This window comes from Candidatus Poseidoniia archaeon (genome assembly GCA_030748895.1).
Lineage (GTDB): Archaea > Thermoplasmatota > Poseidoniia > MGIII > CG-Epi1 > UBA8886.
Window position 1 is genome coordinate 1 of record JASMLC010000008.1, and the last position, 6,442, is coordinate 6,442.

General features: G+C 68.6%; 9 protein-coding genes and 2 tRNA genes. 4 read left to right on the forward strand and 7 right to left on the reverse strand.

Going from position 1 to position 6,442, the window contains the following annotated elements; genetic code table 11:
* Positions 1-333: 333 nt before the first annotated feature.
* The 6 genes from QGG57_04380 to QGG57_04405 form a co-directional block, all read right to left on the reverse strand.
* Positions 334-410, reverse strand: a tRNA-Arg gene (locus QGG57_04380).
* Between the two features lie 3 nt (positions 411-413).
* The gene (locus QGG57_04385) at positions 414-794 is read right to left on the reverse strand and encodes a hypothetical protein (GenBank protein MDP7007407.1); all 381 of its coding nucleotides are present in this window, start codon (positions 792-794) and stop codon (positions 414-416) included.
* Positions 795-820: 26 nt separating this feature from the next.
* Positions 821-1,744, reverse strand: coding sequence for a methylmalonyl Co-A mutase-associated GTPase MeaB (gene meaB, locus QGG57_04390; protein ID MDP7007408.1), 924 nt, complete (start codon positions 1,742-1,744; stop codon positions 821-823).
* Position 1,745: 1 nt separating this feature from the next.
* A complete protein-coding gene (locus QGG57_04395) occupies positions 1,746-2,141 on the reverse strand; it encodes a cobalamin B12-binding domain-containing protein (GenBank protein MDP7007409.1) in 396 nt (131 codons plus the stop codon).
* A gap of 24 nt (positions 2,142-2,165) precedes the next feature.
* Positions 2,166-2,870: a hypothetical protein gene (locus QGG57_04400; GenBank protein ID MDP7007410.1), complete on the reverse strand. Its 705-nt coding sequence runs from the start codon at positions 2,868-2,870 to the stop codon at positions 2,166-2,168.
* Positions 2,871-2,919: 49 nt separating this feature from the next.
* Positions 2,920-2,995 (reverse strand) — tRNA-Phe (locus QGG57_04405).
* 127 nt (positions 2,996-3,122) lie between these two features.
* Between QGG57_04405 and QGG57_04410 the strand changes: the two genes are divergently transcribed.
* Both QGG57_04410 and QGG57_04415 read left to right on the forward strand, forming a co-directional pair.
* The gene (locus QGG57_04410; protein MDP7007411.1) at positions 3,123-3,275 is read left to right on the forward strand and encodes a hypothetical protein; all 153 of its coding nucleotides are present in this window, start codon (positions 3,123-3,125) and stop codon (positions 3,273-3,275) included.
* A gap of 2 nt (positions 3,276-3,277) precedes the next feature.
* Positions 3,278-3,709, forward strand: a complete 432-nt coding sequence (locus tag QGG57_04415; protein MDP7007412.1) for a zf-TFIIB domain-containing protein — start codon at positions 3,278-3,280, stop codon at positions 3,707-3,709.
* On the opposite strand, the gene QGG57_04420 is transcribed toward QGG57_04415, so the two are convergent.
* Positions 3,706-4,755: a GMP reductase gene (locus QGG57_04420; protein ID MDP7007413.1), complete on the reverse strand. Its 1,050-nt coding sequence runs from the start codon at positions 4,753-4,755 to the stop codon at positions 3,706-3,708. The two genes, QGG57_04415 and QGG57_04420, sit on opposite strands and share 4 nt — an antisense overlap.
* Positions 4,756-4,860: 105 nt before the next feature.
* Here QGG57_04420 and QGG57_04425 point away from each other — a divergent pair, with 105 nt between their 5' ends.
* Both QGG57_04425 and QGG57_04430 read left to right on the forward strand, forming a co-directional pair.
* Complete coding sequence (locus QGG57_04425; GenBank protein MDP7007414.1) at positions 4,861-5,382, forward strand: cytidylate kinase family protein; 522 nt, start codon at positions 4,861-4,863, stop codon at positions 5,380-5,382.
* On the forward strand, positions 5,382-6,368 hold the full coding sequence (locus QGG57_04430) for an RNA-guided pseudouridylation complex pseudouridine synthase subunit Cbf5 (GenBank protein ID MDP7007415.1): 987 nt from the start codon (positions 5,382-5,384) through the stop codon (positions 6,366-6,368). The genes QGG57_04425 and QGG57_04430 overlap by 1 nt, the downstream gene beginning before the upstream one ends.
* Positions 6,369-6,442: the final 74 nt, after the last annotated feature.

Below are 6,442 nucleotides of genomic sequence, written 5' to 3' on the forward strand. Positions count from 1 at the left end.
GACCGTTGCCGTTCGTTAGACCGTTACCGTTCGTTAGACCGTTACCGTTCGTTAGACCGTTACCGTTCGTTAGACCGTTACCGTTGGTGAGGCCGTTGCCGTCAGTAAGTCCTTCGGACTCGACTGACTTGCTCTTTTTTGATACCATAGTCTCACCGTTACCGTCCAGTGCGGATGTATGACGATACAAAAACCGCTATATAAAGATATTCTGTTTATCGTCGGTGAGTATTAGAAAGCCCGAAATTCGGGAGCTATCGAACGCGTAGAACGTTCGCCCGATAAAGACTGTTTGCACCTCATGTCTGCTGAAATCAGGGAAATCAGGCATGATGGCGGGCACGCGGGGATTCGAACCCCGGTCCTGCTGCTTAGGAGGCAGCCGCCATTCCTGGCTAGGCCACGTGCCCTGTTCAGTCGTCGTCGCGTCGCCTTGCGGGGTCGTGCGCTGGCTCGGCCTGCATCGCCGGCGGGCGCAGCCTCGTGTCGCCCGCGACCGGTGTCGCGAACTCGCCCGGGCTCGGCGGTGCCGCGACCAGGCTGGCGCCCTCGAGCAGCTCCGGCTGTGGCCGTCCCGCGAGCAAATCCCGGTGCTGCGCCCGGAGCGCCTGCAACTGCTGTTGCGAATCACCGGCCGGCAGCTCGACAGACTCGAGCAGCGACGCCGGAAACTGGCCGGCGGCATGCGCGGCGAAGCTGGTGGGCGGCTCGCCGTCCAGCTCGGTTGGCGGAGCGTCCGGGTCAAAGTGCGGCTCCGCGGCAAAGCGGCGAACGTCGCGGACGGGCGGCTCCATGCGGTTGCACCTGCCGGGGGGATTAATCAGTTGGCCAGCCGGTCGATGGCCGCGAAGGGGTCGCTCCGGCGGGCGAGCACCTGCTCCGCGGCGCGGCGCAGGGCCTTGTCGCCGATAGTGACCATGCGGTCGCGGAAGAGTTGTTGCTGGAGCTGCTGCTCCAGCTCGCGCATCTGACGCGCCAGCCGGTCTGCCGCCAGCGGCCCCGCCTCCATGTGGGCGCGATGGTCGGCGATAGCGTCCCATGCCGTGTCGATGCCGGTCCCCTCGGTCGCGGTCGCCGGCAGGACCGGTGGCTGCCAGTCGCGCGGCTCGCCCAGCTCGACCGCCATGCGCAGTTCCTGCGCCAGCCGGTCGGCGCCGGGGCGGTCAGACTTGTTGACAATTAGCAGGTCACCGATTTCCAGGATGCCCGCCTTCTGCGCCTGCACCTCGTCGCCAAGCCCCGGCACTTCGACCACGACGGTCGTATCGGCCAGCTGCACCACCTCGACGTCGCCCTGTCCGGCGCCGACCGTCTCGACGAAAACCAGGTCGCAGCCGAGCAGCTCGAGCGCATTGACGAGATAGCGCGTCGTCGCCGTCAGCCCGCCGAGATGGCCGCGCGTCGCGACCGAACGGATGAAGATGCCGTCGCGCTGCGCGGCGTTCATCCGCAGCCGGTCGCCCAGCACTGCACCGCCCGAGAAAGGCGACGTCGGGTCGACCGCCAGCACGCCCACCGTATGGCCTTGCGCAGCGGCGTGCACCGCCAGGCAATCGACCAGCGTCGACTTGCCGGCGCCGGGCGGCCCGGTAACGCCGACGACGTAGGCGCTGCCGGTGCGCGACCAGGTCGCCTGCAGCGTCTCGACCGCGCGCGGGTCCTCATCCTCAATCCAGCTCAGCAACCGCGCTGCGGCGCGCTGCGGCTGGCTATCGAACATCACCACCAGCGCCGCGGCGTCCAAGTCAGGCCCCGGATTGCGCGCGAATGAAGTCAACGATATCCACGGTTGACGAGCCGGGGCCGAAAATACCGGCGACGCCCATCTCTTTCCACTTCGGGATTTCGCCGTCGGGGATGATGCCCCCCGCAATCAGCTTGATATCGCTGGCGCCCTGCTCCTCCAGCAGCTCGAGCACGCGCGGGAAAATATGGCCGTGCGCGCCCGAAAGGATGCTGAGTCCAATGAACTGGACATCCTCCTGGATGGCGGCCGAAACTATGTCTTCAGGGCTTTGCCGCAGGCCGGTGTAGATTACCTCCATCCCGGCGTCGCGCAGCGCCCGCGCGATAACCTTGGCGCCGCGGTCGTGGCCGTCCAGCCCCGGCTTGGCAATCAGCACCCTGATTTTACCACCCATACTCGCGGCGACTCCCGGAGCTATTTAATCCCTGCGACGACGGCGCGCGAGCGCCCCGACCCGGCTGACGCGGTCGCCCTTGCGCGCGCGCCTCTTTTTGGGCGGCTCGTCGGCGTCCGCTTCCTCCGCAGGTTCGTCGTCGTCCCCGGCAGCGTCGTCCGCGTCCGGCTTTGCCTTGCGCTTCCCGCCCTTGAACCAGCGCGCGAGCAGCCCCACAGCGTCGCGCTGCGGTTCCCCGCCCGGCGCTGCGCCACTGGGCGCAGCGCCGGATGGCGGCGTGTCGGCTGGCGCGGTTTCATCGTCAGCAGTTTTTGGCACCGCGGCGCGCTGCTCCTCCTCGAGCGCGTCCCACGCGACATCGAGCGCGACGCGCTCGCCCAGCCCGGGGGCGCTGCGGACGCCGAGCGCGAACGAGCCGGTGACGGCGGCGAGCATCAGCAACAGCAGGATGGGCTCGATGGTCCCGAGCGCGAAGCTCGGGCCAGCCAGCCGCGACAGCCCCAGCAGCAGCGCCAGCAGCAGCGCGACCGCCCAGCCGAAGCCGACCGTCAGCACGAAGAACGCGTGCCAGTTGCGCGGCAGCTGTTGCGCCCCCGCACGGCCAGCCAGGAACGGCGCGACGACCAGTGCCAGCGGGATGCCGAGCGGCAGGATGACCAGGAACAGCAGCCCCGCGGCCATCGTCGCCAGCGCCTGGCGGGCGGCCACGGTATACTCGGGCGGCATCATTCTGACGCGGCGACGCGGATGCGTATTAAACAGCCTGCCGCCGGAAAAATGGTGCCGCGGGCCGGGATCGAACCGGCGACTTCCAGATCTTCAGTCTGGCGCTCTCCCGCCTGAGCTACCGCGGCTAGGCGGGCGGACCGCAGGGGGTTCTAAAACGGTTCGGCAGCGAAGCGCGGTGGCGCGAGCGGCATCAGGAAAGACGGCGCGCGTCAGTCCCGTCAGCCTTATGTGGCGGCCGCCGCGGTGGCGCCCATGCCCAAGTTCACGAAAGAGTCATCCGCCTTCAAGGGCAAGTGCTACTTCTGCAAAGCCGAAATCATGGTGCCGACCGGCCCCGGCTGGAACTCGACGCGCGTCATCTGCCGCGCCTGCTCGCTCAAGCAGGGCGACGCGGTCGACGGCTGAATATGCAGCGCGACTGCCCCCGCTGCTGGCAACCGCTAGCGGCCGAAAAACAGAAGCGCGGCCTCTGGAACGTCACCGTCGACCTCTGCGGCGGCTGCGGCGGGCTCTTCCTCGACAAGGGCGAATTGCTGCGCCTTACGGGCAACCGGCCGCTGCACCACCTCACGACCAAGCACCTCGGCATCGACTCCGACTCGCAGCTGCTCTGCCCCGGGTGCGGCGGCATCATGGACGCCGAGCACGCTGCGGGCATTGAGTTCGACGTCTGCCTCAGCTGTAGCGGCGTCTGGCTCGACGCCGGAGAACTCGAAGCGCTACAGGCGACCGACGCGGCGGAGCTGAAGGAGCTGTCACCGGAAAAGCTAGCCGAGCTCTACGACGCGGGTCAGGCAGTCCCGGGCGGCGGACTGCTGGCGTGGCTCTTCCGTCGCTAGCCGTCGACGTCGAACGACTTGTAGACATCATTGGTCGTGCGAGTGACGCGCACAAAGGTCGTGCACTTCGGTAAATCCTTGATGCGCCAGGCACCGACGTAGGAGCAGGCCGAGCGCAGCCCGCCCAGAATGGCCTGCAAAGTCGGCTCGACCGGCCCGCGGTAGGGCACGCGCACCTCCTTGCCCTCTGGCGCGCGGTGCGGCGCGACCTCGCCGAAGTACTCCTCCATCGCCTTGCGGGAGCTCATGCCGTAGAACGACTTGAACTGGCGGCCGTCCTGCTCGACCAGCTCGCCGCCCGACTCATCGTGGCCGGCGAACATCCCGCCCAGCATCACGAAATCGGCGCCAGCGCCGAACGCCTTGGCGACGTCGCCGGGGGCGGCGCAGCCGCCATCGGACATGACGTGGCCGCCCAGCCCGTGCGCGGCGTCGGCGCACTCCGCGATGGCGGAGAGCTGCGGATAGCCGACCCCCGCCACGGCGCGAGTCGTGCAGACCGAGCCGGGGCCGATGCCCACCTTGACGATATCGGCGCCCGCGAGCACCAGCGCTTCGGTCATCTCGCGCGTCGCGACGTTGCCGGCGATGATAATCAGCTGCGGAAACGCCTCGCGCGCGCGCGTGACAAATTCAAGGAATTCCTCGCGGTAGCCGTTGGCGACGTCCAGGCACGCCATCCGGAGCCCGTCGCAGGCGGCGAGCTTGCGCACGAGCAGCGCGAAGCTTTCGTCGGTCGAGCCGGCGGTGACCGCGACGTGGCGCGGCTCGACCCCGTCATCGAGCGCCTGCTGCAGCTCGCGCACCGAGTAGAACTTCTGCAGGCAGGTGAGCATCCCGTGCCGTTGCAAGGCGCGCGCCATCGCGAACGTGCCGGTCGTGTCCATGTTGGCCGCTACTACGGGAACGCCGCGCCACGTCGTGTCGCTGTGCGGGAACGAGAAATCGCGCTCGAGAGTAACATCGGCGCGCGACTTCAGCCGGCTCCGCTTGGGCCGGATTAGCACGTCGTCAAAGGTCAACTTAAGGTCGTCTTCAATCCGCATCTGACCTTTAGCCTCCTTACGCCTGCTGTATAAGATGGTTTAGGTTTGCTGGTTCAGGTTCGGGTCGGCGCCAGCCCCAAATAGCGCCAGCGCCGGTCGCCGGTAATGCTCGTGACCCTCTCGGGGCTGCCCGGCTCCGGCACGACGACCGCTGGCCGGCTGCTCGCAGACGCGCTCGGCTGGAAGTTCCAGTCGAGCGGCGAGCTGTTCCGCAGCATGGCTGACGCGCGCGGCGTGACGCTGGCGGAGTTCGGCGCGCTCGCCGAAGGCGACGAGCGCATCGACCGCGAGCTCGATGCGCGCGCGGTGACACTGATGCGCGGCGCCAGCGGGCTGGTGATGGAAGGACGGCTCGCCGGCTGGATGGCGTTTCGCAATGGCCTCGGCGAAGCCCGCGTCTGGCTCGAATCAGACGCGGCGACGCGCGCACGGCGCGTCGCCGACCGCGACGGCGGCTCCGCGAGCGAGCAGCAGGCGGCGATGGCGGTGCGCGAAGCTTCCGAGTCCGGGCGGTATCGCGATTATTACGACATCGACATCGCTTCGCGCGAGCCCTACACTCTGGACATTGACTCGGGCGCGCTTGCACCGAAGGCTATCGTGGCGCGCATCCGGGGGGCGCTCTGATGGCGCGCGACCGCAAGCGCGACGACGGCATGCTGCCGGTCGCGGATGCCAACGCGGGGCCGTTCGGCTCCCCGCCCGGCGAGCGCCAGGTGGCGCAGCTGCTCGAGTCGTCGGTGGTCGTCATCGACAAACCAGCCGGGCCGACCTCGCATCAGGTCGCCGCATGGACGCGCGACATGCTCGGCGTGGGGCAGGCGGGCCACGGGGGAACGCTTGACCCGCAGGTGACCGGCGTGCTGCCGGTCGCAGTCGGCCGCGCGACGCGCGCGTTGCGGGTAATGCAGGAGTCGCGCAAGGAATACATTTGCGTGATGGCGCACGCGCAGTCCGTGGCCGAAGACGCGCTGCGCGAGCAGTTTACGAAATTCACCGGGCCGCTGTTCCAGGTGCCGCCGAAGCAGGCCGCCGTCAAGCGGCAGCTGCGGGTGCGACGCGTCTACGAGCTGGAACTGCTCGAGCACGCCGGCCACGAATCGCTCTTCAGGGTCGCCTGCGAAGGTGGCACCTACATTCGCAACCTCTGCCACGATATTGGCCGCATCCTCGGCAGCGGCTCGAGCATGGCGCAGCTGCGCCGCAGCGCCTCGGGGCCGTTCGGCGAAGGCGACGCGGTGCCGCTGGTGGCGCTGCGCGACGCCTTTGCGGCGCATAGCGACGGCGACGACGCGCCGCTCTGCGGGCTGCTGCGGCCGCTCGAAGAACTGCTCGGCGAGTTGCCGCGGATGGAGCTCAAAGACAGCGCGGTCGACGCGGTCTGCCACGGCGCCGACCTCGGCGGTCCCGGCGTCGCCGCCGTCTCGAGCAGCCTGAAGCGCGGGCAGCTGGTGGCGCTGCTGACGCTGCGCGGTGAAGCGGTCGCGCTGGCGCGCGCAACGCGCCACGCCGACGAAATGGCCGGGGCGGAAGGCACCGTGGCGCGGCTCGAGCGGGTGCTGATGGAGCGCTCGACCTACCCGCGGCAGTGGAAGTCGCGCACGCGGAAGTAGCTTAATTAGCGGTGCAGGGTCGCGCGGCGTGATGAAGTCGCACTCGATTACCGGCGCGCTCGGCGCGACGGGGT